This window comes from Sinomonas soli, assembly GCF_054782415.1.
The window spans coordinates 15,379-41,545 of sequence record NZ_BAAGSN010000013.1 but is presented as its reverse complement, the minus strand read 5'-3'; the positions used below and the strand labels follow the sequence as shown (position 1 = coordinate 41,545).

Annotated in this window: 21 protein-coding genes; 7 read left to right on the top strand and 14 right to left on the bottom strand. The window is 71.8% G+C overall.

All coding sequences use genetic code 11. The features are described 5' to 3' along the window. Positions 1 to 7: 7 nt before the first annotated feature. The 3 genes from ACYVKZ_RS12220 to ACYVKZ_RS12210 are packed head-to-tail and all read left to right on the top strand — an operon-like array spanning position 8 to position 3,273. A complete protein-coding gene (locus tag ACYVKZ_RS12220; protein WP_460992727.1) occupies positions 8 to 1,747 on the top strand; it encodes an FAD-dependent oxidoreductase in 1,740 nt (579 codons plus the stop codon). Continuing rightward, positions 1,744 to 2,523, top strand: a complete 780-nt coding sequence (locus ACYVKZ_RS12215) for an SDR family oxidoreductase (protein WP_460992520.1) — start codon at positions 1,744 to 1,746, stop codon at positions 2,521 to 2,523. The genes ACYVKZ_RS12220 and ACYVKZ_RS12215 overlap by 4 nt, the downstream gene beginning before the upstream one ends. Continuing rightward, positions 2,524 to 3,273, top strand: a complete 750-nt coding sequence (locus ACYVKZ_RS12210) for an SDR family NAD(P)-dependent oxidoreductase (protein ID WP_460992519.1) — start codon at positions 2,524 to 2,526, stop codon at positions 3,271 to 3,273. A 416-nt stretch (positions 3,274 to 3,689) separates the two neighbouring features. On the opposite strand, the gene ACYVKZ_RS12205 is transcribed toward ACYVKZ_RS12210, so the two are convergent. From ACYVKZ_RS12205 to speB, 6 genes are all read right to left on the bottom strand, one after another. Continuing rightward, a complete protein-coding gene (locus tag ACYVKZ_RS12205) occupies positions 3,690 to 5,732 on the bottom strand; it encodes an ABC transporter ATP-binding protein (protein ID WP_460992518.1) in 2,043 nt (680 codons plus the stop codon). Next, a complete protein-coding gene (locus ACYVKZ_RS12200; RefSeq protein ID WP_460992517.1) occupies positions 5,729 to 7,510 on the bottom strand; it encodes an ABC transporter ATP-binding protein in 1,782 nt (593 codons plus the stop codon). Before ACYVKZ_RS12200 ends, ACYVKZ_RS12205 begins: the two co-directional genes overlap by 4 nt. Before the next feature lie 150 nt (positions 7,511 to 7,660). Further along, positions 7,661 to 9,727 (bottom strand): MDR family MFS transporter, encoded by a 2,067-nt coding sequence (locus ACYVKZ_RS12195; RefSeq protein ID WP_460992726.1) that lies wholly within the window; start codon positions 9,725 to 9,727, stop codon positions 7,661 to 7,663. Between the two features lie 16 nt (positions 9,728 to 9,743). Continuing rightward, entirely contained in the window at positions 9,744 to 10,241 is a 498-nt protein-coding gene (locus ACYVKZ_RS12190) for a MarR family winged helix-turn-helix transcriptional regulator (protein ID WP_460992516.1), read from the bottom strand. Positions 10,242 to 10,497: 256 nt separating this feature from the next. Next, the gene (locus ACYVKZ_RS12185) at positions 10,498 to 12,177 is read right to left on the bottom strand and encodes a thiamine pyrophosphate-binding protein (protein WP_460992725.1); all 1,680 of its coding nucleotides are present in this window, start codon (positions 12,175 to 12,177) and stop codon (positions 10,498 to 10,500) included. A 134-nt stretch (positions 12,178 to 12,311) separates the two neighbouring features. Further along, positions 12,312 to 13,292, bottom strand: coding sequence for an agmatinase (gene speB / locus ACYVKZ_RS12180; protein ID WP_460992515.1), 981 nt, complete (start codon positions 13,290 to 13,292; stop codon positions 12,312 to 12,314). A gap of 171 nt (positions 13,293 to 13,463) precedes the next feature. On the opposite strand from speB, the gene ACYVKZ_RS12175 reads away from it, so the two are divergent. After that, complete coding sequence (locus ACYVKZ_RS12175) at positions 13,464 to 15,194, top strand: LssY C-terminal domain-containing protein (protein ID WP_460992514.1); 1,731 nt, start codon at positions 13,464 to 13,466, stop codon at positions 15,192 to 15,194. A 60-nt stretch (positions 15,195 to 15,254) separates the two neighbouring features. Here ACYVKZ_RS12175 and ACYVKZ_RS12170 read toward each other — a convergent pair whose 3' ends face one another. The 3 genes from ACYVKZ_RS12170 to ACYVKZ_RS12160 form a co-directional block, all read right to left on the bottom strand. Continuing rightward, a complete protein-coding gene (locus ACYVKZ_RS12170) occupies positions 15,255 to 15,995 on the bottom strand; it encodes a hypothetical protein (protein WP_460992513.1) in 741 nt (246 codons plus the stop codon). 116 nt (positions 15,996 to 16,111) lie between these two features. Next, positions 16,112 to 16,837, bottom strand: a complete 726-nt coding sequence (locus ACYVKZ_RS12165; RefSeq protein ID WP_460992512.1) for a hypothetical protein — start codon at positions 16,835 to 16,837, stop codon at positions 16,112 to 16,114. A gap of 539 nt (positions 16,838 to 17,376) precedes the next feature. Then, the gene (locus tag ACYVKZ_RS12160; RefSeq protein ID WP_460992511.1) at positions 17,377 to 17,952 is read right to left on the bottom strand and encodes a cupin domain-containing protein; all 576 of its coding nucleotides are present in this window, start codon (positions 17,950 to 17,952) and stop codon (positions 17,377 to 17,379) included. Between the two features lie 289 nt (positions 17,953 to 18,241). Between ACYVKZ_RS12160 and ACYVKZ_RS12155 the strand changes: the two genes are divergently transcribed. Beyond that, the gene (locus ACYVKZ_RS12155) at positions 18,242 to 19,360 is read left to right on the top strand and encodes a VIT1/CCC1 transporter family protein (protein WP_460992510.1); all 1,119 of its coding nucleotides are present in this window, start codon (positions 18,242 to 18,244) and stop codon (positions 19,358 to 19,360) included. 119 nt (positions 19,361 to 19,479) lie between these two features. Here the strand turns inward: ACYVKZ_RS12155 and ACYVKZ_RS12150 are convergent, their stop codons facing one another. The 5 genes from ACYVKZ_RS12150 to ACYVKZ_RS12130 form a co-directional block, all read right to left on the bottom strand. Then, the gene (locus tag ACYVKZ_RS12150) at positions 19,480 to 19,713 is read right to left on the bottom strand and encodes a biotin/lipoyl-containing protein (protein WP_066496443.1); all 234 of its coding nucleotides are present in this window, start codon (positions 19,711 to 19,713) and stop codon (positions 19,480 to 19,482) included. Continuing rightward, entirely contained in the window at positions 19,710 to 20,789 is a 1,080-nt protein-coding gene (locus ACYVKZ_RS12145; protein ID WP_460992509.1) for an alpha-ketoacid dehydrogenase subunit beta, read from the bottom strand. The genes ACYVKZ_RS12150 and ACYVKZ_RS12145 overlap by 4 nt, the downstream gene beginning before the upstream one ends. Before the next feature lies 1 nt (position 20,790). After that, complete coding sequence (locus tag ACYVKZ_RS12140; protein WP_460992508.1) at positions 20,791 to 21,807, bottom strand: thiamine pyrophosphate-dependent dehydrogenase E1 component subunit alpha; 1,017 nt, start codon at positions 21,805 to 21,807, stop codon at positions 20,791 to 20,793. A gap of 95 nt (positions 21,808 to 21,902) precedes the next feature. Beyond that, positions 21,903 to 22,655 carry an IclR family transcriptional regulator gene (locus ACYVKZ_RS12135; RefSeq protein ID WP_460992724.1) on the bottom strand — a complete coding sequence of 251 codons (753 nt, stop codon included), beginning with the start codon at positions 22,653 to 22,655 and terminating at the stop codon, positions 21,903 to 21,905. A gap of 66 nt (positions 22,656 to 22,721) precedes the next feature. Further along, entirely contained in the window at positions 22,722 to 23,642 is a 921-nt protein-coding gene (locus ACYVKZ_RS12130) for a LysR family transcriptional regulator (RefSeq protein WP_460992507.1), read from the bottom strand. A 106-nt stretch (positions 23,643 to 23,748) separates the two neighbouring features. Here ACYVKZ_RS12130 and ACYVKZ_RS12125 point away from each other — a divergent pair, with 106 nt between their 5' ends. Both ACYVKZ_RS12125 and ACYVKZ_RS12120 read left to right on the top strand, forming a co-directional pair. Further along, positions 23,749 to 24,774: an MBL fold metallo-hydrolase gene (locus tag ACYVKZ_RS12125; RefSeq protein ID WP_460992506.1), complete on the top strand. Its 1,026-nt coding sequence runs from the start codon at positions 23,749 to 23,751 to the stop codon at positions 24,772 to 24,774. Between the two features lie 38 nt (positions 24,775 to 24,812). Continuing rightward, positions 24,813 to 26,138, top strand: coding sequence for an MFS transporter (locus tag ACYVKZ_RS12120; protein WP_460992505.1), 1,326 nt, complete (start codon positions 24,813 to 24,815; stop codon positions 26,136 to 26,138). Positions 26,139 to 26,167: the final 29 nt, after the last annotated feature.

Genomic DNA, 26,167 nt, shown 5'->3' with positions numbered 1-26,167 from the left:
CACCGTGATGCAGAACAAGACCATCGCCTGCGATGTCCTCGTCGTCGGGTCCGGCGCCGCCGGCATGGCGGCAGCGCTCAAGGCGGCCAGCCAGGGCCTGAGCGTGATCGTTGCCGAGAAGGAGGAGTACTTCGGCGGCACGACGGCGATCTCGGCGGGCTGGGCCTGGGTGCCCGGGAACCGCGCCGGCGCGGCCGCGGGCGACACGCGCGAGGAGGTCGAGACCTACCTCAAGAACCTCGCCCCCGACACCTACAACGCCGACGGCGTCGCGCAGTTCCTGGACACCGTGCCCGAGGCGCTGGACTTCTTCGAGCGGGAGACCGACGTCGAGTTCGTCTACCCGGAGAAGGCACCCGACTACCAGATGGACCTCCCGGGCGCGCGGCTCGGCGGCCGCGCCATCCTGCCGAAGGACACGGACGCCCGCATCCTCGGTGACAAGCGCCTGCTCATGCAGCCGTACATGTCCTCCTACACGGTGTTCGGGTACATGCCGCAGGTGGGCCCGGACATCAACGAGTTCTTCCACGTGAACCAGTCGGTGAAGTCGTTCGTGTACGTCGCGAAGAAGCTCCTGCGCACCTGGTTCGACGCCGCCCGCTACCGCCGCCCCGTGCTCCGCTCGAACGGCAACGCCCTCATGACGCTCATGGTCAAGAGCGCCTACGACGCCGGCGTGCGGATGTGGAAGTCCTCGCCCGTCACCGAACTCACGAGGGGGGACGACGGCGCAGTCACCGGCGCGGTCCTCGGCGGCGAGCACCCGGTGCGCGTCGAGGCCAAGGTCGGCGTCATCCTCGCCGCCGGCGGCTTCTCGGGCAACACCGAGCTGCGCAAGAAGTACTTCCCGCACGACGCCGCCGGGGACGACCACTTCACGCCGACCGTGGGACACGGCGGCGACGCCGCCACGATGGCCCTCGCCGCAGGCGGCCGCATCGACGACGCCGTCTCCTCCGTGGGCTCGTGGGCGCCCGTGACCGTGTTCCGCTTCCGCGATGGCCGCGAGCGGCTCTTCCCGCACCTGCGGGCGATCGGCCTGCCGGGCCTCATCGCGGTGGACCGCCACGGGAGGCGGTTCGGCAACGAGGCCCTCAGCTACCACGACTTCGGCGGACGGATGATCGCCCACAACGCCGGAGAGGAGAAGACGTTCGGCTGGGTCATCGCGGACGAGAAGACGATGCACAAGTACGGCATCGGCTACGCGAAGCCGTGGCCCATGCCGCGCGGCTACTTCTACAAGATGGGATACCTGGTCAAGGGGAACACCCTCGAGGAACTCGCGGGCAAGATCGGCGTCGACGCCGCGGGCCTGACGCAGACCGTGGCCGAGTTCAACGTGGGCGCGAGGGCCGGCGAGGACCCGGCTTTCGGGCGGGGCTCGACCGAGTACAACCACTTCCGCGGAGACATGGAGCACAAGCCCAACCCCAACCTCGCTCCCCTGGAGGCGGGCCCGTACTACGCGGCCAAGATCCAGATGGGCGATCTGGGCACGTTCGCGGGCATCGCCGTCGACTCCGACAACGTCGTCGTCACCGAGGAGGGCACCCCGATCCCCGGCCTCTTCGCGGTCGGCGCCGCCGCGCGCAGCGTGTTCGGGGGCGGGTACCCGGGATACGGCTCGCACATCGGCGCCGCTCTGGTGTTCGGATACCGGGCCGGGCGGGACGTGGCCCGGCTCGCCGCCTCGCGGGGCGTCAAGCGCGGGCTCGAGATCATCGAGGAGGCCCCCCGATGAGCACCGTGTCGGCCCGGGTCGCCGGCAAGGTGGCGCTCATCTCCGGTGCGGCACGCGGCATGGGCGCCTCGCACGCGCGCACCCTCGCGGCGCACGGCGCGAAGGTGGTCATCGGAGACCTGCTCGACGACGAGGGGAAGCTGCTCGCGGAGCAGATCAACACGGAGTTCGGCGCTGCGGCCGGCGACGACGTTGCCCTCTCAGTCCACCTCGACGTCGCCGACTACGAGAGCTGGCAGCGCGCGGTGGAGGACGCCGTCGAGCGCTTCGGGAGGCTCGACATCCTGGTCAACAACGCCGGCATCTTCACGCGGGGCAGCGTCGAGGACGCCGACGTCGACGAGTGGCGCAGGACGATCGACATCGACCTGACGGGGAACTTCCTCGGCATGAAGGCGGCGGTGCCCGTGATGAAGGCCGCGGGCGGGTCGATCATCAACATCTCATCGATCGCGGGGCTCGTCGGGTTCAGGAACCGCGCGGCGTACGCCGCCGCGAAGTGGGGCGTCCAGGGGCTCACGAAGACGAGCGCCCTGGACCTCGGCCCGCATGGCATCCGGGTCAACTCGGTGCACCCGGGCTCGGTCAACACGCCCATGACCGCCGGCCTCAAGCGCGGCTTCGGCCAGATTCCGCTCGGGCGCGCCGCCGAGGTCGACGAGATCTCGGAGCTCATCCTGTTCCTCGCCTCGGACGAGTCGCGCTTCATGACCGGGGCGAACCTCGCGATCGACGGCGGCGAGACCGCCGGCAACAACCTCCGCCAGGACGCGTAGGTGGACGGCACTTTCGTCGGGAGGACGGCGGTTGTGACCGGCGCGGCGTCGGGCATCGGGGAGGCGACGGCACGCCTGCTCGCCGAGCGGGGCGCCGCCGTCGTGATCGGCGACGTCGCGGAGGGAGCGGACGACGTCGCGCGCTCCCTTCGCGACGGCGGTCACCGCGCGCTGTGGGTGCGCACGGACGTGACGGACGAGGATTCGGTGGCCGCGCTCATGGACCGGGCGGCCGCCGAGTTCGGCTCGCTCGACGTGTTGGTAGCCAACGCGGGGATCGCCGAGCCGAAGGCGCCGCTGCACGAGCTCGACGTCGCCGCGTGGCGCCGCGTGATCGAGATCGACCTGACCGGCGTGGCGCTGTGCGGCAAGCACGCTCTGCGGCACATGGCCGCTGCCGGGCGAGGGGCGATCGTGAACGTTTCCTCGATCCTGGGAACCGTGGGGCAGCCCAACAGTTCGTCCTACTCCGCCGCCAAGGCGGCCGTGGCGAACCTGACCCGATCCGCGGCCGTGACGTACGCGGCGAGCGGGATCCGGGTAAACGCCGTCGCACCGGGATACGCCGACACGCCACTCGTGGCCGGGCTGCCCGAGGACGTTCGCGCGGGGATGGCCGCGAAGCAGCCGATCGGGCGGCTGGCGCGGCCCGAGGAGGTCGCGGAGGCCATCGCGTTCCTCGCCTCGGACTCGGCGTCCTTCGTGGTGGGTGCCGTGCTCGCGGTCGACGGCGGCTACACCGCGGTGTAGGGAAACCCGGGCACTGCACCGAGCGCCACCGGGCCGCGGGTGTGCTTGTGCACGGGTTCCTCCTGCGGGACCGGGCTCTGGGCCGTTCTCGCTGTTGTCCTAGAGTGCGTCTCTTGCCGTGAAGTTCCCGGAACGGGCACTTCGCGGCGACAAGTCCCCTTTGGGTGCGCCCCCGCGCAGCGCGGGGGTTCGTACGGTCACCCACGGGGCGCGGTACTGTCCCCCGTTTGCCCCGGCGCTCACGGCCCATCCCGGCCATCCCGTCACCCGCCCTGGGCATCGGCACCCGCCCTGCTCTCGGGTACGCATCTCGTCGCCGAAAACCCCTTTCGGGTACGCACGCTCGTACCCGGAAGGGCAAAAGGGCGACGAGATGCGTACCCGAAACGGGAGTGGCGGGAACGGATGCTGAGCTGTCAGGTGCGGGGGGCTGCTCCGGCCGAGGCCGCCGCCTCCTCCGCCTCGACGTCGATCCCACCGGCGAACTGGCTCATGTAGAGCCGGTGGAACGCCCCGCCGCGCTCGAGCAGCTCCTCGTGCCGGCCCTGCTCGACGATCTTGCCGTTCTCCATGACCAGGATCGTGTCGGCGTCGCGGATCGTGGAGAGCCGGTGCGCGATCACGAACGAGGTCCGGTCCGTCCTCAGGGCCGCCATGGCCTTCTGCACGAGCAGCTCGGTGCGGGTGTCCACCGAGGAGGTGGCCTCGTCGAGGATGAGCAGCGACGGGTTGGCCACGAAGGCGCGGGCGATCGTGATGAGCTGCTTCTCGCCCGCGGCGATGTTAGTGCCCTCCTCGTCGATCACGGTGTTGTAGCCCTCCGGCAGGGACCGCACGAACCGGTCCACGTACGTGGCCTTCGCCGCGGCCATGACCTGCTCCTCGGTCGCCTCGAGGTTGCCGTAGCGGATGTTGTCGTAGATCGTGCCGCCGAACAGCCACGCGTCCTGGAGCACCATGCCCACCTTGGAGCGCAGCTCGTCCCGTGACAGGTCGCGGATGTCCACGCCGTCGAAGAGGATCCGGCCGGCGGAGATCTCGTAGAACCGCATGACGAGGTTCACGAGCGTGGTCTTGCCGGCGCCGGTCGGGCCGACGATCGCCACCGTGTGGCCGGGCTCCGCGGTCAAGGACAGGTCCTCGATGAGCGGCCTGTCCGGCGAGTAGGAGAACGAGACGTGCTCGAAGTCCACGTGCCCGTCCGTCGCAGCCCGCAGATGGCGCGTGGCCGTCTCGGGCTCCTGCTCCTCGGCGTCGAGCAGCTCGAACACGCGCTCGGCGGAGGCCACCCCGGACTGCAGCATGTTCGCCATGCCCGCGATCTGGCCGAGGGGCTGGGTGAACTGGCGCGAGTACTGGATGAACGCCGTCGCGTCGCCGAGGGTCATCTGCCCGGCCGCCACCCGCAGGCCGCCGACCACGGCGATCCCCACGTAGGCGAGGTAGCTGATCCAGTTCATGATCGGGAACATCATGCCGGAGACGAACTGGGCACCGAAGGATGCACGGTAGAGGTCCTCGTTCTTGCCGTCGAAGCCCTCGACCATCTCCTTCTCGCGGCCGAACAGGATCGCCAGCTCGTGGCCGGAGAAGGACTCCTCGATGTGCCCGTTGAGGATGCCCGTGTCCCTCCACTGCGCCTTGAAGAGCTTCTGGCTGCGCGTGCCGATCACGCCCGTCACGACCGCGGAGAGCGGCAGCGCCACGAGGGCGATGAGGGCCAGCTCCCACGAGACGATGAACATCATCACGATGATGCCCAGCACCTGGAGGATCGAGGAGAGCAGCTGCGAGAACGCCTGCTGGAGCGCCTGCTGGACGTTGTCGACGTCGTTCGTGACCCGGGAGAGCAGGTCCCCGCGCTGCCGGGTGTCGAAGTACCCCAGGGGCAGCCGGTTGAGCTTGGCCTCGACGTCCCGGCGCAGGCGGTACACGATCCGCATCACCACGCGGTTGAGGATGAACCCCTGCGCCCACATGAACAGGCTCGCCACGAAGTACATGACGAGGATGACGGCGATGAGGAGCGTCAGCTCGTTGAAGTCGATCCCCTGCCCCGGCACGAGGTTCATGGCCGAGAGCATGTCCGCGAAGTTGTTCTGCCCCTGCGCGTGCAGGCCCTGGATCACCTGGTCCTTCGTCACCCCGGCCGGCATCCGCTTGCCGATCACGCCAGCGAAGATGACGTCCATGGCCCTGCCGAGGATCTTCGGGGCGATCACGGACAGGACCACGGAGACGATGATGAAGACGACCACCACGGCCATCCAGCCCATCTCCGAGCGGATCAGGCCGAGGAGCCGCTGGGCCGTCCCGCGGAAGTCCTTGGCCTTCTGCGTGGGCATCTGCTGGCCGAAGCCGCCGCCCCCGTGGCCGCTGGCGGGGGCGGCGGTCTCCTCTGCCTCCGTCTCCTCCGGATCGACGGCCGGCGCAGCCGCCCCCGTGCTGTCCTCGCTCATGCCTGCTCCCCCGTGGCTCCCGCGGCTCCCGCGGCTCCCGCGACGCTCTCGACTTCCTCGGCGCTGATCTGCGACTGGACGATCTCCTGGTACGTCGGCGAGGTCTCCAGCAGCTCCTCGTGCGTTCCGCGGTCCACGATCTTCCCGCCGTCGAGGACCAGGATCTGGTCGGCGCCCATGATGGTGGAGACCCGCTGGGCGACGACGATCATGGTCGCCCCGTGCATCCGCTCCTTGAGCGCGCGCCGCAGCCGCGCCTCGGTCGCGACGTCCAGGGCCGAGAACGAGTCGTCGAAGAGGTACACGTTGGGCTGGGCCACGAGCGCGCGGGCGATGCAGAGCCGCTGCCGCTGGCCGCCGGAGACGTTCGTGCCGCCCTGCGAGATCGGCGACTCGAGCCCCTTCGCCTTGGCGCGGACGAACTCCGCCCCCTGCGCGACCTCGAGCGCCTGCCAGAGCTCGTCGTCGGACGCCGTCTCCTTGCCGAAGCGCAGGTTGTGCGCGATGGTGCCGGAGAACAGGTAGGGCCGCTGCGGGACCATCGCCACGCGGGAGGTGATCTCGCGCCGCGGCATCCGGGCCAGCGGCACGCCGTCGAGCAGGACCTCGCCCTCGGCCGCGTCGTACAGGCGCGGGATGAGGTTCAGCAGGGTCGTCTTGCCCGAGCCCGTCGACCCGATGACCGCCACCGTCTGTCCCGGACGGGCGGTGAACGAGATCCCGCTGAGCACGGGGGCCTCGGCGCCGGGGTAGGCGAAGGAGACATTGCGGAACTCGACGACGCCCTCGGCCTTCGCGGGCACGGTCGCCTCGGCCGGCTCGGCCATGGAGGGCTCGACGCCGAGGACCTCGCCGATGCGGTCGGCGCACACCGAGGCGCGGGGAATCATCATGGCCATGAAGGTGCCCATCATCACCGCCATGAGGATCTGCAGCAGGTACTGCATGAAGGCCGTGAGCGAGCCGATCTGCATGTCTCCGGAGTCGACGCGGTGGCCGCCGAAGAACAGGACCGCGGCGGTGGCCGCCTGGAGCAGCAGCATGATGATCGGGAACATCAGCACGAAGATCTGGCCGACCTTGAGCGAGATGTCCGTCAGGGCCCGGTTGGCCTCCGCGAACCGCTCCTCCTCGAACCGCTCGCGCACGAACGCACGGACCACGCGGATGCCGATGATCTGCTCGCGCAGCACGCCGTTGATCGAGTCGATCCGGGACTGCATCTTCCGGAAGAGCGGCATGAGCAGGTAGACGAGGAATCCGACGACCGCGAACAGCACGCCCACCGAGACCCACACGAGCCAGGACAGGCCGGCGTCCTCGTTGAGGGCCATGATGATGCCGCCCACGCATATGATCGGAGCCGAGACCATGAAGTTCAGGCCCATGAGCATGACCATCTGGACCTGCTGGACGTCATTGGTGCCGCGCGTGATGAGGGTGGGGGCGCCGAAGCGCTGGAGGTCCTGGGCTGAGTACGAGGTCACCCTGCGGAAGACGCCCCGGCGCAGGTCGCGGCCGAACGCCATGGCGGTCCTGGAGCCGAAGTACACCGCGGCGATGGCGGCGAGGACCTGGACGAAGGCGATGCCCAGCATGAGGGCACCCTGGCGCCAGATGTAGTCCGTGTCTCCCTTGGCGACGCCCTGGTCGATGATCTGGGCGTTGATGCTGGGCAGGTACAGCGTGGCCATCGTCGTCGCGAGCTGGAAGACGACCACGGCGGCGATCGAGGGCCAGTAGCGGGCGCCGTAGCGCCGGATGAGGGTGAGGAGCATCGAGGTCCTTGCGGTCGGGCCCCGCCGGTGCCGGGCGGGGCGTGTCCAGAGTAGGCCTCGCGCGCGCCCGCGGGCATCCACCTTGAGGACTAATCAGGCAGCCTGCGGACAGAGGGTGTCCGCAGGCTGCCTGAGGTGTTCCGGCGCCGGTCAGTTGGCGCTGTGGCGCCCCCGCGTGGCGAGGTAGAGCGCCGCTTCCTTCTGCAGCTCCCGCTCGGCGGCGAGCTCCTGCTGGAGCTGGGCGAGCTGGGCCGCGGTCTCCCCCTGCGCCTTCGCGGTCGCGCCCTGCTCGGCGGCGAGCCGCTGCTGCTCGTCGAGCTGGTCGGCGAGGCGCTCCATGAGCGAGGCGAGCTGGGCCTGCTGGCGCGCCAGGATGCGCTGGGTCTCCTGCAGCGCCTCGAGCGTTCCGGCCGCGGCCGGCGCGGCGGCCTGGCCCGTGGCGGGGACGGCCTCCGCGAGCAGCAGCTGCAGCTCGGTGTCGAGGGCTGCGCCCTCCCCCTCGGCGCCCGCGAGGACCTCGCGGATCGCGGCGCGGCGGGCCGCGGAGGCGGGCGGCCGGCCCGCTTCCACGGGCTCGCCCCCTTCTGCGGCGGGGACGGACGACGGCGAGCCGGTCGCCTCGGGCGAGGCCGCGGCGTCGTGCGCTCCGATCGGGGCGACGGACGGGAGCGCGGCGGTGGCCGGATCCGTTCCGGGGGCGGCGCCGGCCTGGGAGGGCTTGACGATGTCCACGGTGCGGCGCAGCGGGACCTCCTTGATGAAGAGGATCGCGATGAACGCCACGATGCCGATGATCCCGGCGATGAGGAACGACCGGGCGGAGGCGTCGCCGAACGCGCCGCGGACGATGTCCGCGATCGGGGCCGGCATGTCGGTCAGGTCCAGGCTCGTGCCGCCGCCCCCGGCGGGGGCGTGGATGCCCTTCGCCGCGAGGCCGCCGGTGATGAGCTCCTCCGAGCGGTTGTTGAGCACGGCGCCGAGCACCGAGACGCCCACCGCGCCGAAGACGGAGCGGAAGAACGCGACCGTGGCGCTCGCGGTGCCGATGTCCTTGGCCTGGACGGTGTTCTGGACGCCGAGGACGAGGTTCTGCATGGTCATGCCCAGGCCGAGGCCGAGGACGAACGTGTACACGCCGGCGCGCCACAGGTCCGTGGTGTGGTCGATCGTGCCGAGCATGCCCATGCCGGCGACGATGAGCAGCGAGCCGAGGATCAGGAAGCGCTTCCACTTGCCGAAGCGGGAGATGAGCTGGCCCGAGACCACGGAGCCGAGGAAGTTGCCGGCGATCATGGGCAGGGTCAGCAGGCCGGCCTCGGTCGGGGTGGCGCCGCGGGCCACCTGGTAGTACTGGCCGATGAACGAGGACGAGGCGAACATCGAGACGCCGATCGCGGCGGAGGCGATGATGCTCAGCGCGGTGGTGCGGTTGGCCACGATCTTGAGCGGGATGATCGGCATCGACACGCGGGACTCCACGACGACCAGGAGGATGAGCCCGAGCAGGGAGCCGCCCACCATGACGGCCGTCTGCCAGCTCCACCAGTCGTAGTAGTCCGGCTGGCCGGCGAACGAGACCCAGACGAGCAGGGTGCTCACCGAGGCGGTCAGGAGCAGCGTGCCGAGCCAGTCGATCTTCGCCACCCGCTTGACGTGCGTGATCTTCAGCGTGGCCTGGATCAGGAACAGGGCGATGACGGCGAGCGGGACGCACACGAAGAACGTCCACCGCCAGCCGAGCGAGGAGTCGACGATGAAGCCGCCCAGGAGCGGGCCGCCCGCGGTGCCGACGGCCATGACCGCGCCCATGTAGCCGTTGTACTTGCCGCGGTCGCGCGGCGGGATCATGGTGCCGATGATCGCCATGGCCATGGCGGTAAGGCCGCCCATGCCGATGCCCTGGATCACGCGGGCCGAAAGGAGCCACGGGATGTTCTGGGAGAAGCCGGCCATGACGGAGCCGGCCACGAACACCACGATGTTCAGCTGGGTCAGGAGCTTCTTGTTGAACAGGTCCGCGAGCTTGCCCCAGATCGGGGTGGTGACCGCGTTGGCGAGCAGCGCCGCCGTGATCACCCAGGCGAAGTCGGTCTGCGTGCCCTTGAGGTCCGCCATGATGGTCGGCAGAGCGTTCGCCACGATCGTCGAGGAGAGGATCGCGGTGAAGAATGCTGCCAGGAGGCCGGTGAGGGCCTCGAGGATCTGCTTGTGGCTCATCTGCGGAGCCGCCGCGTCAGCGGGCTGCAAGGGCTTCCTCCTTGTCCGTAGGTGTGGTGGTCGGGGCGGGGCGGTGGCCGGAGCCGGAGCGCAGGGCGTCGGAGAGCTGGCCGATGGCAGCGACGGCGGCCGCGGCGCGGCCCTCGTCCCAGTCGGCGAGGTAGCTCTGGAGCCGCTCGATGCGGTGCTCCTCGATCTCCTCGAGGACCTCGCAACCGTGCTCCGTGAGCCCGACGAGCTGCGCGCGACGGTCCTCCGGGTCGCGGCGCCGCTCGACCAGGCCCAGGCCCTCGAGCTCGGCGAGGTGCCGGCTGAGCACCGGGGCGCTCACGCCGAGCTTCCCGGCGAGGTCCACGGCGCGGCCGCCGTGCTCGCCGATCACGCGCAGGACGCCCTGCGAGGCGACGCCGAGCTCTCCGTGCTTGAGCTCGGAGATCGACAGGCAGCGGACCACCCGCTGCAGGTCGAAGACGCGGTGGATGAGTTCTCGCGCCGTTCCGGGATCGACAGGCATGGGCCGCCCCTCCTCAATTGGTTGCTTGCAACAACTATACGCTCGATGGTTGCTTGTGCAAACTAATTCGGTAGGTGACCTTAGTAACACGGGGCGGCCGGGCGGCGTCGTGCGCCGGGGAGACGCATCTGGGGGTCAGGTTCTGGGAGTCACTCGAGGTGACTCCCAGAACCTGACCCCCAGAAGGTGACTTCCAGAAGGTGACTCCCAGACGGGAGACGGGGCGGGACGGGCGGGGTCGGCGGACGCTCCCCCGCTAGCCGAGGTGGGTCGGGGCGAACATCTTCAGGAGCGTCTCGACCACGACGACGTTGGGCCCGTCCGCGGCGAGGCTCTCCTCGAGCGCCTCCCGCACGCCCTCCACGGGCACGCGCCGGGCGGGCACGCCGAACGACTCGGCGAGCGCCACGAAGTCGGGGCGGACGAGCTCGGTCGCGGTGGCCTTGCCGAACGCGTCGACCATGTACTCGCGCAGGATCCCGTAGCCGCCGTCGTCCACGATGAGCCAGGTGACGGGCACGTGGTGCTGGCGCGCGGTGGCCAGCTCGGCGATCGAGTACATCGCGGAGCCGTCCCCGGATACGGCCAGGACCCGGGCGGGCCGCCCGAGCGTGGCCAGGCCCACGGCCCCGCCGATCGCCGCGGGGAAGCCGAACCCGAGCCCGCCGGCGCCCTGGGCGGAGTGGAACTGCCCGGCGCGGGAGTCCCAGCAGCTCCAGGCCCAGTAGGCGGAGATCGTCATGTCCCAGAACGTCTGCATCTCATCCGGCACGGCGGCGCGGACGTCCGCCATGAAGGCCAGCTCCTTGGCCAGGTCCTGCGACTCGAGCCGCACCCGGACCTTGCCGAGCACCTCGGCCACGACCTCCTCCGGCGCCCTCCCGTGCCAGTCCGGCGCCGGGCTGCCCCCGGCGGCGGCGCCGGCCGCGGGCGCGGCGAGCGCGGTCTCGAGCGCGGCGAGTGCCTGCCCGGCGTCGGCGCGGATGCCCAGGCCCGGCCGGTTGGACTCGAGCACCCGCGGCTCGGCGTCGATCTGGATGATCCGGCCGCGGGGCTCGAACGTGAAGTAGTTGGAGGTGACCTCGCCGAGGGAGGAGCCGACCACCACGAGCACGTCCGCGTCCTCGAGGACCTCGGTCATGTGCCGGTCCTCGATCCACGACTGGAGCGAGAGCGGGTGCTCCCAGGGGAAGGCGCCCTTGCCGCCCGGTGTGCAGATCACGGGCGCGCGCAGCTGCTCGGCGAGGCGGCGCAGGGACGCCTCGGCGTGCCCGCGGCGGGTCCCGCCTCCGGCGATGATCGCGGGCCGGCGCGCCCCGCGGAGCCACGCGACGGCCTCGCGGACCAGCTCGACCCGGGGCGGGTTGTCCGCGGCCTCGGCGAGGGCGTCCTCGACGGGCGGGACCATGACCGGATCGAGGAGCACGTTCTGCGGGATCTCGACCCACACGGGCCCCTGCGGGGAGGAGATCGCGTCCGTCCAGGCGTCCTGGATGGCCGAGGGTATGCCGGAGGCGTGCTGGATGAGGCGCTGGCTCTTGGTGACGTTCGCGGCCGAGGCCTTCTGGTCGTCGAGCTGGTGGAGCATGCCCTTGCGGCGGGCGCCGAGGCCCTCGAGCGGGATCTGGCTGGCGATGACGACCATCGGCACGCCGGTCGCGTAGGCCTCCTGCAGGCCCGCGAGGGAGGTCAGGGCGCCCGGGCCGGTCGAGAGGAACAGGACCCCGACCTCGCCCGTGGCGCGCGAGTAGCCGTCCGCCGCGAACGCCGAGTTGTTCTCCACCCGACTGGAGACGAACGAGAGGTTCCCCCGGCCCATCGCGTCGAACAGTCCGAGCGCGTGCTGGCCGGGGATGCCGAACACGGTCTTCGCGCCGAGCGCCTCGAGCGTCTCGACCACGAGGTCGCCGCCGTTGCGGGGCCCGGCACCGCGCACGACGCCGGCCCCCTCGCCCTCCGACTCCGCCGCGCCGCCCGATTCCCGGGCCTGCAGTTCCCGGGCCTGCAGTTCCCGCGCCCCGGCGGCCTGCAGCGCCTGCGCCTCGCCCGTCCAGGGCGACTCGACGGGGCTCACCGGGCACCGCCGGCGGGGAGCTCGCTCATGAGGGTCACCAGGTCGTAGGCGACGTGGCTCGCAGCCACGGCGGTCATCTCGGCGTGGTCGTAGGCGGGGGCGACCTCGACGACGTCGGCGCCGACGAGGTTGAGCCCGCGCAGCCCGCGCAGGATCTCGAGCAGCTCGCGGCTCGTGATCCCGCCGGCCTCGGGGGTGCCGGTGCCGGGGGCATGGGCCGGGTCGAGGACGTCGATGTCCACGGAGACGTAGAGCGGGCGGCCGCCGATGCGCTCGCGCAGCTTCGCGACGACCTCGCGCACGCCCTGGTAGTAGACGTCCGAGGAGGTGACGATCCCGAAGCCGAAGCGGCGGTCGTCCTCGAGGTCGCGCTTGCCGTACAGCGGGCCGCGGGTGCCGACGTGGGAGATCGCCTCGGTGTCGAGGATGCCCTCCTCGACCGCGCGGCGGAACGGGGTGCCGTGCGTGTACTCGGCGCCGAAGTAGGTGTCCCACGTGTCGAGGTGGGCATCGAAGTGCAGGAGCGCCACGGGCTCCCCCGCCCGCTCGGACGCGGCCCGCAGGAGCGGGAGGGCGATCGTGTGGTCGCCGCCGAGCGTGAGGAGGCGCGCGCCGTCGGCCGTCAGGTCCAGCGCGTCCTGCTGGATCGATTCGATCGCCTCGTGGATGTTGAACGGGTTCACCGCCATGTCCCCGGCGTCGGCCACCTGGGCGTTGGCGAACGGCGAGGCGTCCAGCGCCGGGTTGTACGGGCGCAGCAGCCGGCTCGCCTCGCGCACGTGGTTGGCCCCGAAGCGGGCCCCCGGGCGGTAGGAGACGCCGGCGTCGAACGGCACGCCCACGACGGCGACGTCCGCGCGGGCCACCTGGTCGAGGCGGGGCAGGCGGGCGAACGTCGCCGCGCCGGCGAAGCGTGGGACGCGGGACGAATCGATGGGACCGAGGTTGCCGTTCTCCTCGATGCGCAGCTCTTCCAAGGCAGGCCTTCCATAGTGGGTGAACCGTGGCCCCACACTACCGCACAAGTTGCCTCATATGCACCCGATGTTTACGCGAACACCCCCGGACAGAGCCCTCCCCCGGCGCGGCCCTGGCCGCTCCGGGTGTTTCTTAGATTCGTCTTAGACGCCCGGGGGAAGGATCGGGCCATGACAGGGAACCGGCAGACCCTTCCGGAGCGCCGCGGCGCGTCGCGCGGACCCGGCCGGCACCTCGCGGTGGCGGCCACAATGATCGTGCTGATGGCGGCCTGCTTCTACGCGGTGCGCACCCTCTCGCTGTTCATCTCCCCCATGCTCTTCCTCGCGGCGGTCTTCCTCGAGGTGGTCTTCGCGGCCGTCTTCGTGCTCGCGATCGTCCGCGCGCTCGCCGCGCCGTCGGCCGTGATGCGCTCCCTCGCCGCGTCGGCGTGGTCGGGGCTGCGCACCAACGAGTACGTGGTGCGGGCCCTCACCTCCGAGGCGCGGCCGCTGCCGTGGCTGCGGGACAGGTTCCGGCTGGACCGGGCCTCGGGCCTGTGGCTCACGGCGACCGCAGTGATCGCCGCCGTGCCGCTCGCCGAGTTCCTGGGACTGGCCGTCACCGTCGCGGCCCGCGGGCCGCTCACGCAGGTCGACGCACGGATCGCCCACCTCATGCCGGCTGTCCGCACGCCGGGCGAGACCGCCGTGTTCACCGTCGCCACCGCGCTCGGGAGCTTCCAGTCGGTCCTCGTGATGACCGTCATCGCCGTGGCCATCCTGTGGTGGCGGCGCGAGCGGCTCCTCGCGGCGGCCGTGGTGGCCACCGTGGCGGCGCAGGAGCTCCTGTTCACCGTCGCAAAGGACATCGGCGGCCGGCCGCGCCCGGCCACGGCGCTCGCGCTCGTGACCGAGACCTCACCGAGCTTCCCGAGCGGGCACGCGGTGCGGGCCACGGTCGTGTTCGGGATCATCGCCTACCTCGTGTTCAAGTCCCTCCGCTCGGCCTGGGCGCGGACCCTCACGGTCGCCGCCTACCTCCTCGCGGTCCTGCTCGTGACCATGAGCCGGGTGTACCTCGGGGTGCACTACGTCTCCGACGTCTGGGGCGGGATGCTCCTGGGAGCGGCCCTGCTCGCCGCCGTCGTCGGCGCCCTCGAGATCGCCGCCCGCTTCCCCCTCCGGAGGGTCCGGCACCGCCCCGGCATCCCGGGCCGCGCCGTCGCCGTGGCCCCGGCGGCCGCCCTCGTCTTCGCCATCGGGCTGGGGCCGGCCCTCGTCCACCCGCAGGAGCACACGGTGCGCGAGCCCACCCAGGCGCTCCCGTCCCTGGATGCCGCGGCGTTCTCCCGGCTGCCCCTCTACAGCGAGACGCTCACGGGGGGACGCATGGAGCCGGCCAGCTTCGTCTTCGTCGGCTCTGAGGAGCAGGTGGCACGGGCCTTCACCCGGGCGGGGTGGCAGCAGGCCGACCCCTCGACCCTCGCGAACACGCTGCGGGCCTTCGCCGTCGGCTTCCAGGGGGGCCAGTACGCCTCGGCCCCCGTCACGCCGGCGTTCATGGATGCCCAGCCCGAGACCGTCGCGTTCCAGAAGGCCACGGCGGCGAACTCCCTGCGGCAGCGCCACCACATCCGCATCTGGCGGACCGGGTTCACCGCGCCGGACGGCCGGGACGTGTGGGAGGCAACGGCCAGCTTCGACGACGGCATCGAGCTGGCCGGCTCCGCGAAGCTGCCCACCCACCACATCGATCCCCAGGTCGACGCCGAGCGGGCCTACATCACCGGTTCCCTCGGGCTGCCCGGCACCCTCTTCCAGCGCACCGACCCCCAGATGGGGCACAACGCGAGCGGCGACGAGTTCTTCACCGACGGCAAGGCCGAACTCGTGGTCCTGCCCGCTGGCGCCGCGAGGTAGGGACGGGGACGCCGCCCCTCCCCTCCTCGGGCGGCGCCAGAACACGGCGCCAGCACCGCGCTAGTACACGGTCAGGCTCATCAGGACGGCCTTCAGCCGCTGCCCGTCCTCCGAGCCGAGCCAGCGGAGCGCCTCGGCCGCGTCGCCGAACGTCATGAGGTCTGCGCTCGCATCGGCGCCGACCGAGTACCCCGCGGCGATCCGGACGGTGCTGTCGAACGGGCCGCCGTGCCGCTGGCCCGGGCCGTCCAGCGGCCGCCCCGGGGAGAGGGTCATCGAGTACGTGACCGCGGGGCGCCCGCTCCGGTCCAGAGCCCCCGCCTCGGTCTCCGCGTAGAAGGCGTAGTAGCCGGGGTGCACGGCCGCCGAGCCGAGTCCGGGCACGGGCTCCGCGTCGAGGACGGCGCGCGTGACCTCCGGGCCCACGTCCTGCGGGGCCCAGTTGACGAAGACGTCGAGGAGCCGGCGGCCGCCGCCGTCGAGCACGGTCGCCGTCTCCCGCACCTCGCCGGCCGGACCGATCGGGCGCACCTCGGCCGCGACGGACCAGTCGGAGGGGTAACGGAAGGAGAGCGGGTGGGAGGTGAAGCGGTGGATCGCCGGCGCCGCCTCCGAGGTCGCCCTGCTTGGCGACGCCCCGCTCGGTGACGCCGACGACGGCGCGGGGCCGGCCGCCGTCGTCCGCGGCCGGGCGACGGGCGGTCCGGCGGAGCACCCGACGAGGACGCCGGCGGCGAGCAGCGCCACGACGGTGTGGGCCGCGGCAGGCCACCGGCGCCCCCGAAGAGGTGCGGAGTGCATCGAGTCATCCCCCTGAGCGCGATGGATGCCGAGCGCTCGAGGCCCACTGTTCCACCCGCGCCACCGTTTGGCCAGAGGCCGGAGGCGCCGTTCCCGAAGCGATACACACACGTGCCTCACTTTGCCCGGACGCTCAGCAGCACATCCCGCACCGCGCGCCCCTCGGCCGAGGAATACCAGGCCCGGGCGGCCTCGTCGGAGGCGAAGGGCGCCCGCGAGTCCCACACGGCCGCTGCCGCCAAGATGCCGTCCCGGGTCCGGACCAGGCCCTCCGGCGCGCTCCCGGGCGCGTTCTCGCCGGGGGTGACCGCCCCTGCGGTGAGCTCGAGCGCGAACTGGGCGCCCCCGTCTGCCCCGACGCGGTAGAACGAGGCGTGCGCCGGGGCTCCCGGCAGCCCGGCGAGCCCGGGGACGGCGACTGACTCGAAGACGGTGCGCGGGCCCGCGTGGCCCACGACGTCGCCGATCGCTGCGATGGACACGGTGGCCATCTTCCGGCCGTCCGCGTCCTGGAGGGTCGCCGTCGCCGTGGGCACGGATGCGGAGGCGGCATGGAACAGCTCGACCGTCCAGCGGCGGGGGTAGTCGAAGGACACCGCCCCGCCGGGGAGCTTGTAGGTCGCCAGCGCCGGGCGCGCCGCGGTGCTGGTGCTGCTGCTGGTGCCGGCCGATGGCGGCAGCCGGCTCGGCGACGCGGTGGCGCTCGGCGCCGGCTGGGAGGGGGCCGGCGCGGCGGTGCTTGCCATGCTGGCGCACCCGGACAGGGCGAGGGAGAGGGCGGCGGCCGAGAGGGCAGCGGAGCTGATCGCGGCAAGCCGGCGCGGGCGGACGGTGGAGGGCATGGCGGTGTACCTCGGGGGCGGTGGGGTGCGGAGGACGGTATGGATCAGGGGTGCGGATGACGGATGCGGGAGCGCGTCCGCACAGCCCACGGTGACACCGCCCGGGTTCGGGCAACAGGGCCTTGCCGATAAATCCATTCAGTTGAAATATCCCCGTGACCCGGCAGCCCTGCCGGACGGACACCGTGAGGGAACTGTGACCCGCGGCCGGCAGCGCGGCCATCCCTACCGTCCCTCTCGCACCTTCCGGCCCTCTCCGCCGTCTGTCTGCCATTTCGGGTACGCATCTCGTCGCGTTCTAGCCGTTTCGGGTACGCATCTCGTCGCCTTCTCGACATTCCGGGTACAGGGCCCGCCCGGGGTCCTGGTGCCGCGCACGGCGCTGGCCCCGCCGGCGGCGCCCGGCGACCGGCCGGCGTCGTCCATTTGCTGGCTGCGAGGCGCTGGTGCGGCCGGCGGCGTGTACCCGAAACGGGCATCATGCGACGAGATGCGTACCCGAAACCCGAGGCAGGGCGGGGCCGGCGGGCAGGCCCCGGTCAGCGGGAGGCGGCGGGCACGAGGACCCAGAGGAGCCGCGCTGGCTCGTCCGAGGGGTTGACCCAGGTGTGCGGCTCGCGCCCGGGGAAGGTCAGGGTGTCCCCGGCGGCCAGGGAGTAGCGCTCGTTGGCCATGATCAGGTCGATCCGGCCGCGCACCACGTGGAGCACGTCCACGTCGCAGTCCACCGCGTACAGCTCCGACTCACCGGCACCGCGCGGCTCGATGTCCGCCTGGAGGACCTGCACGCGCCGCTCGGAGCGGCCCGTGAGCAGCCTCTCGACGATGCCCTCCCCACCGAGCGAGATCCGCGGGGCCTCGGCGGCCCGCGTCAGGTGGGTCTCCGGCTGGGCGAAGAGGTCCCCGATCGAGAGCGAGAGGACCTGGCACAGCGTCACGAGCGACGCGACCGACGGCGAGGTCAGGTCCCGTTCCACGCGCGAGAGGAAGCCCTTGGTCAGGCCGGTCGCGTCTGCCACCTGCTCGATGGTCATGCGCTGGGACTGCCGGGCCGCGCGGATGCGGGAGCCGATCGCCACCGGGGCGTTGCTCGGCTCGACGGGCAGTGCTTTCATCGGCTCTCTCTCCTGCGCGGCAGGTCCCCGCGGCGGTGGCGGGGCTGCATTCCGGTACCTCAGCATAGAGCAACTTCTGTTGCCCGCCAGGCACCTCCGCCGCGGGGCGGCGCGCACGACGGCGCCGCCGCCCCTCGCGGGCGACAGCACCGCCCGGCGTCGTTCTCGCCACCAGATTGCGGTGCACCGAACTCCCGGATGCCGGGCCACCGGCCGAAAACCCGGGCCGGAAAGGTCTACAGTGGCGGGGGCAACGGGGCCACGAGCATCCGTCCACGCAGGAGTACCCATGCACACCACCACCCCCCAGGAGCCCGGCCACCGCCCGGAGCCCACCCCGGCCGACATCCGCCGCTGGCGCCAGTACCTGGCCGATGAGAAGGCCGAGGCGGCGATCTACCGCTCGCTCGCCAGCCGGCGCATGGGCGAGGAGCGCGACATCCTCCTCGGCCTGGCCGAAGCCGAGCGCCGGCACGAGGCGCACTGGCTGGCCCTGCTCGGCGACAAGGTGGGCAGGCCGCGTCCGGCCTCGCTCCGCAGCCAGTTCCTGGGCTTCCTGGCCCGGCACTTCGGCAGCGTGTTCGTCCTCGCGATGGCCCAGCGCGCCGAGGGCCGCTCCCCCTACGCCACCGACCCCTCGGCGACCCCCGCCATGGCGGCAGACGAGCGCATCCACGAAGAGGTGGTCCGCGGCCTCGCGGTCCGCGGCCGCACACGCCTGTCCGGCATGTTCCGCGCCGCGGTGTTCGGCGCCAACGACGGCCTCGTCAGCAACCTCTCCCTCGTGGCGGGCATGGCCGCGTCCGGGGTCGCGAGCCACGTGGTGCTGCTCTCCGGCGTGGCCGGCCTGCTCGCGGGCGCGCTGTCGATGGGCGCCGGCGAGTTCATCTCCGTGCGGTCCCAGCGCGAGCTCCTCTCCGCGTCCAGGCCCACCCAGGTCACGCTCGCGGCCGCGCCCGACCTCGACCTGACCGCCAACGAGCTCGTCCTCGTCTACAAGGCGCGCGGCATGAGCCAGGAGGCCGCCGAGCACCGCGCCGCCGAGCGCCTCGGCTACTACGCGTGCGACTGCGATCCGAGCCTGTCCCTGCACCCCGAGGCCGAGACCGCCGAGGACGAGCACGAGGCCATCGGCTCCGCCTGGGGCGCGGCGGGCGCGAGCTTCTGCTTCTTCGCCTCCGGCGCCGTCGTGCCGATCCTGCCGTTCCTGTTCGGCATGGTGGGGATTCCGGCCCTGGTGGTGGCGGGCGCCCTCGTGGGCCTCGCGCTCCTGGGCACGGGCGCCGTGGTGGGCCTGCTCGCCGGCGCCTCCCCGCTCACCCGAGCCCTCCGCCAGCTCGCGATCGGCTTCGGCGCTGCCGCGGTGACGTACGTCCTCGGGTTCCTCTTCGGCGTCGGCATCGGCTAGCGGCTCGGAGGCCGCGCACGACGTCGCGTGGTCGCCGGGCCCGCTGCCCGGCCCTTGCGTGACCACTCACCACAGGGACATGACCCCTCAACGCCAGCACGGGTTGAGGGGTCATGTCCCTACGCGATGGTCGCGATCACCGACCCCTCGGCGACCTCGGCCTCCTCGTCCACGGCGCGCGTCACCGTCCCCGCTACGGGCGCGGTGACCTCGGCGTCGACCTTCTCCACCGCCACGTCGGCGAGCACCTGCCCCTCGGACACCTGCTCCCCGTCCTCGACGTACCAGGTCGCAAGCACCCCGGAGGAGTCGCCGGCGTCCGTCATCTTCGGGAACCGGACCTCCGTGCTCATCCAGCCACCGCCGCCCTGACGGCCGCCTCGATCCGGGCCGGGGTCGGCAGGACCGCGTACTCGAGGTCGCGCGCATACGGGATCGGGACGTCCGGCACGCAGACCCGGGAGAACGCGGCCCCGCGGCTCGAGGGGTCCTCGGCAAGCGTGGCGGCGATCTCGCCCGAGAGGCCGAACGACTGGTAGTCCTCGTCCACCACGATCACCCGGCCCGTCTTGGCCGCGGTCGCGGCAATGGCCTCGCGGTCCAGCGGCACGACCGAGCGCAGGTCCAGCACCTCGACGCTGATCCCCTCGCCGGCGAGCTTCTCAGCGACGTCCAGGCTGTGGTGCACGGACAGCGAGAGGGTCACGATGCTCACGTCCGTGCCCTCGCGCGCCACCCTGGCCTTCCCGATCGGCACGACGTAGTCCTGCTCGGGCACCGCGCCGATGCTCCGCTTGTTCTTGGCCATCCACGGCAGGCCCATGACGCCCTTGTGGAACATGTAGACGACCGGATCGTCGGAGCGGATGGCGGCGGTCATGAGGCCCTTGGCGTCATACGGCGTGGACGGGACCACGACCTTCATTCCCGGCAGGTGGGCGAACGTGCCCCACAGCGACTGGGAGTGCTGGGCGCCGTCCGAATAGCCGCCGCCGGTTGCCGTCATGAGCACCATCGGAACCCTGACGTTGCCGCCGGACTCGAAGTGGATCTTGGCCATGTGGTTGTAGATCTGGTCCATGCACACGCCGAAGAAGTCGACGAACATGAGCTCCACGATCGGCCGCATGCCCTCCACGGCCGCGCCGATGCCCAGGCCGATGAACGCGGTCTCCGAAATCGGCGTGTCGATGACGCGCTGGGGGCCGAACTTGTCGAGGAGGCCGGTGGTGGAGGAGAAGATGCCGCCGTAGGCTCCGACGTCCTCCCCCATGACGAACACCTCGGGGTCGGCCTCCATCTGGGACGCAATCGCCTCCTGCAGGGCCTTCGCAGTGTTGAGGCGGCGCGTTCCGGCCTCAGGCTCGACCGGGAGGGACGACGCCGCGTGCGCGCCGGCCGCTGCCGGGTTCTCTGCCGTGACGCTCATGTCAGGCTCCTTCCACGAAGGCGTAGCGGAGGGCTTCCTCCGGCTTGGGGGTGGGCGAGGACTTGGCGAACTCGAGCGCTGCCTCCACCCGCTGGCCCGCCTCGGCCCGGAACTGGTCGGCACGGCCTGCGGTGAGCGCGCCCTCGGCCGTCAGCGCCTGCTCGTAGGCGGGGATGGGATCACGCCCGGGAACCTCGGCAAGCTCGGGCCGGTACCCCTGGGCGTCGCCCTCGAAGTGACCCCACAGACGCAGCGTGTGGATCTCGAGCAGGCTCGGTCCCTCGCCCGCGCGCGCCCGCGCCACGGCGCCGCCGGCGGCGGCGTGGATGGCCTCGACGTCGTTGCCCTCGACGCGCACGCCCGGAATTCCATAGCCGGCGGCGCGGTCCGCATTGTTGGGCACCGAGGTGGAGGACCCCCGCGGGACGGAGATCGCCCAGTCGTTGTCCTCGACGACGAAGACGACCGGCAGCTTCCACAGGGCCGCGAGGTTGAGGGACTCGTGGAACGCTCCCTGGTTCGCCGCACCCTCGCCCGTCACGGCGACCGCGATCCGGTCCGTTCCGCGGCGCTGGAACGCGAACGCCTGCCCGAGCGCAGGCGGGTACCCCTCCGCGATGATCCCGGAGCAGGAGAAGTGGGTGTCGGGGTCGAACAGGTGCATGTGCCCGCCGCGGCCGCGGCCGAGTCCGGTCTCGCGGCCGTAGATCTCGGCGGCGAGCCTGTTCAGATCCATGCCATGGGCGATGGCGAGGTGGTGCGGGCGGTGGGTGGCCGTCACGGCATCCTCCGCGGTGAGGTGCGCACAGATCCCGGCTGCGACCGGCTCCTGCCCGGCGGAGAGGTGCATCTCCCCCGGGATCAGGCCAGCTCCGATGTCCCAGGCGGGCTTCTTGTCCGCGTGGTAGTCCCGCAGGATGGCCTCCTCGAAGGCACGGATCAGGATCATGGTTCGGAGCAGTTCGACGCGCTCCGTGGCCGCGAGCCCCGTGGGGGCTGCGGCATGCTGGACTGTCATGGTTCCTCCATCACGCTCGGCCGCGGCCTCGCTGCCGCGGCGTGCCGGTGCCTTGAGCGTAGGAGCGGGCGGAGGCAGTGGGTATGGGCGGAATTTCAGATGGTGAACTCGGTCCCGATGGTCACCGAGAGCCGCTCCGCGGCGGTGCCGAGCTGGCAGGCGAGGTCCTCGGCCGAGGCCCTCGAGGCCACCGGCAGGGACACCGCGAGGGAGCCGATGAACCCGCGGGCGGCCACCGGGACCGCCAGGCACTTGCTGCCCAGCGCGTACTCCTGCTGGTCCACCGAGAGGCCGGGGCTGAGGACCGCACGCCGCTCGAGCTCCCCCGAGGTGCGGACGGTGTAGGGCGTCAGGGACACGAGCGGGTGCCGCGCGAGGTAGTCCGCGCGCTCGGAGCCCGGCAGCGATGCGAGGATCTGCTTGCCGAACGCAGTGGCGTGGCCGCTCTCCTGCACCCCCACCCACAGCTCCACCCGCGGCGCGGTGGGGCCGTCCACGATGTCCACGATCTCGATCTCCCCGTCCGCGTACCGGCTCAGGTAGGCGGCCGCATTGAGGTGGTCGCGGAGGCCGGTGAGGGCAGCGCGTGCTCGGGCGAGGAGGGCGCCGGGACCCAGACCGGCCTGGCTGGGATGCGCTGGACCGAGCACGAACCCGTCGGGCTCCTGGGCGAGGTACTCCTCATGGACGAGCGTGCGGAGGAGGTTGTACGTGGTCCCCAGGCTCAGCCCGGTGGCCCGGGAGAGCTGCTTGGCCGGCACCGGGCGCGAGGAGCGGGCGACGGCGTCGGCCAGCTCGAGCGCTCGGCTCACCGAGGCGATGAGGGTTGGCGCTGCGGCCGGCTTCATCGTCACGACTCCCCTGGACTGCACGGCCCGTCCCCGCCCACGAGGAACGGCCAGCCGTGACATGGATCACATCACGTTGAGTGTACCCGGGGATGCGACCGTGCGGGCAGCGCCGAGGACGGCGTCGACCCTGCGCGGCCGGCGCAGCCCGGGCGGGACGGCGGCGACCACCGCGTTGTGCGGCGTCGGGTCCGCCACGGGCACGAGCACCACACCGCTGGCACGGAACAGCTCCTCGACACCCTCCCAGACGTTGGTCACCGAGTAGCCGAGTCCGCTCGCGACGATCGCGCGGATCGTCTCCGACACGACGCTGCGCCACCGCACCCGCGGCGCCACCCCAGCGGACTCGAACATGGCGAGGACCCGCTCGGCGCTCGGGGGGACATCGAAGAGGACTGCGTCGTACTCGGCGAGGTCCGCGAAACGCAGCGACGCACGCCCCGCGAGCGGATGGCCCTCGGCCAGCTGGAAGTGCGGACGCGACTCGGCGAGGGTCACGAGGTCGACGCCGGGCACCGCCTGCAGCGAGTAGACGACCGCGGCGTCGAGCTCGCCCCCGGCGACCGCACGCTGGAGCTCCTCCGCGGCGCCCTCGACGAACTCCACCTCGATCTCCGGCCACCGGCGTGCGGTCTCGGCCAGGAGCTTGGGCATGAGGCGCGGGCTGATCGCGATCATGCACCCGAGCCGCACCCGTCCCCGCAGTTCCTCCCACCCGGCCCGCACGGTCGCGGGGATCTCGGAGGCCTCGTCGAGCACCCGGCGCGCGCGCAGGCCGAGCGCCGTCCCCGCCTCCGTGGGCACGAGCCGCTTGGACCGGGCCCGCACGAACAGGTCCACGCCGAGGGCGCGCTCGAGCTGGCCGATCGCCATCGACGCCGCGGCCTGGGAGATGCTGCTGCGCCGGGCCGCCTCGGTGACGGAACCGGCGTCGAGCACCGCCACGAAGTACTCGAGCTGGCGGAGGGTGAACTCGGGTGACATAAGGATTCCTGATCGTTCTGTACGAATTGATTGATTATACAAAAGCTGTGGCGCTGGCCACACTGGATCCCAGACCCAGTCGTCCAGCCCCACAGGAGTTCTGTCCATGGCCCCGAGCCTCGCACCCCGCATCATCACCCTCGGCACCGCGGGCGGCCCGCGCTGGTGGGCGGCCGCCGACTCCGGCGAGCGCACCGGCATCGCCACCGCCGTGGTGGTCGGGGACGCGTTCTACCTCGTCGACGCCGGCCAGGGCGCCGGCCGCCGGCTCGCGCAGTCCGGGCTCGACCTCGCCGGGATGCGGGCCCTGTTCATCACCCACCTCCACTCCGACCACGTCTACGACCTCGCCGGAATCGGCATCTTCGGCCTCTACGCCCTCCAGCACCGGGCCGGGACGGACCCGGTGCGCATCATCGGCCCCGGCAACCGCGGCGAGCTGCCCCCGGTGTCGCCGCGCGCCGTCGTGCCTCCGGCCACGCTCGCCCCGCACAACCCAACTCCCGGGACGCGGGAGATGTTCGAGGCGCTCATGGCCGCGCACGCGACGGACCTGAACGACCGCATCCTCGACTCGCTCAAGCCCAGCCCGCTCGAGGTGTTCCGCGCCGAGGACATCGAGATCCCGTCCGGCATCGGCTACCACCCGAACACCAATGCCACCCCCGAGATGGCCCCGTTCGAGGTCTACCGCGACGAGCTGGTGACCGTCACCGCGATCCTCGTCGAGCACCCGCCCATCGCACCGGCGTTCGCGTTCCGCTTCGACACCGCCGAGGGCTCCGTGACGATCTCCGGGGACACGTGCTTCACCCCCAACCTCATCACCCTCGCGCAGGGCACGGACCTGCTCCTGCACGAGGCCATCGACTTCGACTGGGTCGAGTCCCTCTACGGGGACCGGACCGACGAGGCCTCCCGCGCCGCCCGGGACCACCACTACAAGTCCCACACGAGCGTGCGGGAGGCGGCCAAGGCCGCCGAGGCCGCCGGCGCCGCGGCACTCGCCCTGCACCATCTCGTCCCCGGCCACGCGCCGGAGAGCGTGTGGACCGAGGCGGCCGAGCACTTCTCCGGCCGCTTCGTGCTCCCGAAGGACCTCGACGTCATCCCGTTCGGCCGTCAGCGCTGACGCCGCCAGCAGCCCATCATTGGAATGAGGATTCCCCTGTGACCACTGAAAGCACCACGATGGCCTCCCAGACCGCCGCGCCCGTCGGGACGCTCAACACCAAGGACATGCGCCGCATCCTGGCCTCGTCCTTCATCGGCAGCGCCATCGAGTACTACGACTTCATGCTCTACGCGACCGCCGCCTCGCTCGTGTTCGACAAGGTGTTCTTCGCGAACCTCGGCCCCGGCTTCGCGCTGTTCGCCTCCTTCGTGACGCTCGCCGTCGGCTACGTGGCGCGCCCGCTCGGCGGCCTGGTCTTCGGCCACTTCGGCGACCTCGTGGGCCGCAAGAAGGTGCTCGTGCTCTCGATGGTCGTCATGGGCGCGGGCACGGTGGCCATCGGCCTGCTCCCCACGACCGCCCAGGTCGGCATGGCCGCCCCCATCACGCTCGTGGTGCTGCGCCTCATCCAGGGCGTCGCGGTGGGCGGCGAATGGGGCGGCGCCGCGCTGATGGCGATCGAGCACGCGCCGAAGAAGCACCGCGGCTTCGCCGCCTCCTTCGCCAACGCGGGCGGCCCGGCCGGCGCGATCCTGGGCACGCTGGGCCTCTCCCTCTTCGCCGCCCTCTCCGGCAGCCAGTTCCTCGTCTGGGGCTGGCGGGTGCCGTTCCTGCTCTCCGCCGTCCTGATCGGCGTGGGCCTCGTGATCCGCCTCAAGGTCTCGGAGACCCCGGCCTTCCAGCGACTCGAGGCAGCCAGCGAGAAGCGCCGCGTGCCGATCGTGGAGGTGCTCCGCCACTCCAAGCGCGCCGTGCTGCTCGGCCTCGCCGCGACCACCGCCTTCTACGTCTGCCAGGCCATGACCACGGTGTGGGGCGTCTCCGTGGCGGTCGAGTCGGGCGCCGACAAGAACGGCGTGCTCAACATCAAGGCCGCCGCGGCGGTGCTGACCCTCGTGATGTGCTTCGTCTCGGCGCGCCTCTCCGACCGCCTCGGACGACGCCGCGTGCTCGCCTTCGGCGCGCTGCTCGGCATCGTCGCGGCCTACCCGACGGTGCTGCTGATGACCAACGGCACCCTCTGGGGCTTCGCCCTCGCGATCGTGCTCGGCAACGGCCTCGTCCAGGGCGTCCTCTACGGCCCCATCGCCGCGTACGTCGCCGAGCAGTTCCCCACCCGGTACCGCTACACGGGCGCCTCGCTGGCCTACCACAGCGCCTCGATGCTCGGCGCCGGCTTCACGCCGATGGTCATCACGGGCCTGATCCTCGCCGCCGGCGGCGCCCTGTGGCCGGTCGCGGTGTTCTGGGTCGCGATCCTGCTCATCGCCTTCGTGGCCGTGCTGTCCACCCCGGAGGGGACCCGGCGCGAGCTCGACTGACCCCTCAACCTAGGGACATGACCCCTCAA

What these genes read in the sequence shown, in the direction of transcription:
- ACYVKZ_RS12220 (WP_460992727.1), top strand. Translation starts at nt 8, where the DNA reads ATGCAGAACAAGACCATCGCCTGCGATGTCCTCGTCGTCGGGTCCGGC.
- ACYVKZ_RS12215 (WP_460992520.1), top strand. Translation starts at nt 1,744, where the DNA reads ATGAGCACCGTGTCGGCCCGGGTCGCCGGCAAGGTGGCGCTCATCTCC.
- ACYVKZ_RS12205 (WP_460992518.1), bottom strand. Translation starts at nt 5,732, where the DNA reads ATGAGCGAGGACAGCACGGGGGCGGCTGCGCCGGCCGTCGATCCGGAG.
- ACYVKZ_RS12200 (WP_460992517.1), bottom strand. Translation starts at nt 7,510, where the DNA reads ATGCTCCTCACCCTCATCCGGCGCTACGGCGCCCGCTACTGGCCCTCG.
- ACYVKZ_RS12195 (WP_460992726.1), bottom strand. Translation starts at nt 9,727, where the DNA reads ATGAGCCACAAGCAGATCCTCGAGGCCCTCACCGGCCTCCTGGCAGCA.
- ACYVKZ_RS12190 (WP_460992516.1), bottom strand. Translation starts at nt 10,241, where the DNA reads ATGCCTGTCGATCCCGGAACGGCGCGAGAACTCATCCACCGCGTCTTC.
- ACYVKZ_RS12175 (WP_460992514.1), top strand. Translation starts at nt 13,464, where the DNA reads ATGACAGGGAACCGGCAGACCCTTCCGGAGCGCCGCGGCGCGTCGCGC.
- ACYVKZ_RS12170 (WP_460992513.1), bottom strand. Translation starts at nt 15,995, where the DNA reads ATGCACTCCGCACCTCTTCGGGGGCGCCGGTGGCCTGCCGCGGCCCAC.
- ACYVKZ_RS12165 (WP_460992512.1), bottom strand. Translation starts at nt 16,837, where the DNA reads ATGCCCTCCACCGTCCGCCCGCGCCGGCTTGCCGCGATCAGCTCCGCT.
- ACYVKZ_RS12160 (WP_460992511.1), bottom strand. Translation starts at nt 17,952, where the DNA reads ATGAAAGCACTGCCCGTCGAGCCGAGCAACGCCCCGGTGGCGATCGGC.
- ACYVKZ_RS12155 (WP_460992510.1), top strand. Translation starts at nt 18,242, where the DNA reads ATGCACACCACCACCCCCCAGGAGCCCGGCCACCGCCCGGAGCCCACC.
- ACYVKZ_RS12150 (WP_066496443.1), bottom strand. Translation starts at nt 19,713, where the DNA reads ATGAGCACGGAGGTCCGGTTCCCGAAGATGACGGACGCCGGCGACTCC.
- ACYVKZ_RS12145 (WP_460992509.1), bottom strand. Translation starts at nt 20,789, where the DNA reads ATGAGCGTCACGGCAGAGAACCCGGCAGCGGCCGGCGCGCACGCGGCG.
- ACYVKZ_RS12140 (WP_460992508.1), bottom strand. Translation starts at nt 21,807, where the DNA reads ATGACAGTCCAGCATGCCGCAGCCCCCACGGGGCTCGCGGCCACGGAG.
- ACYVKZ_RS12135 (WP_460992724.1), bottom strand. Translation starts at nt 22,655, where the DNA reads ATGAAGCCGGCCGCAGCGCCAACCCTCATCGCCTCGGTGAGCCGAGCG.
- ACYVKZ_RS12130 (WP_460992507.1), bottom strand. Translation starts at nt 23,642, where the DNA reads ATGTCACCCGAGTTCACCCTCCGCCAGCTCGAGTACTTCGTGGCGGTG.
- ACYVKZ_RS12125 (WP_460992506.1), top strand. Translation starts at nt 23,749, where the DNA reads ATGGCCCCGAGCCTCGCACCCCGCATCATCACCCTCGGCACCGCGGGC.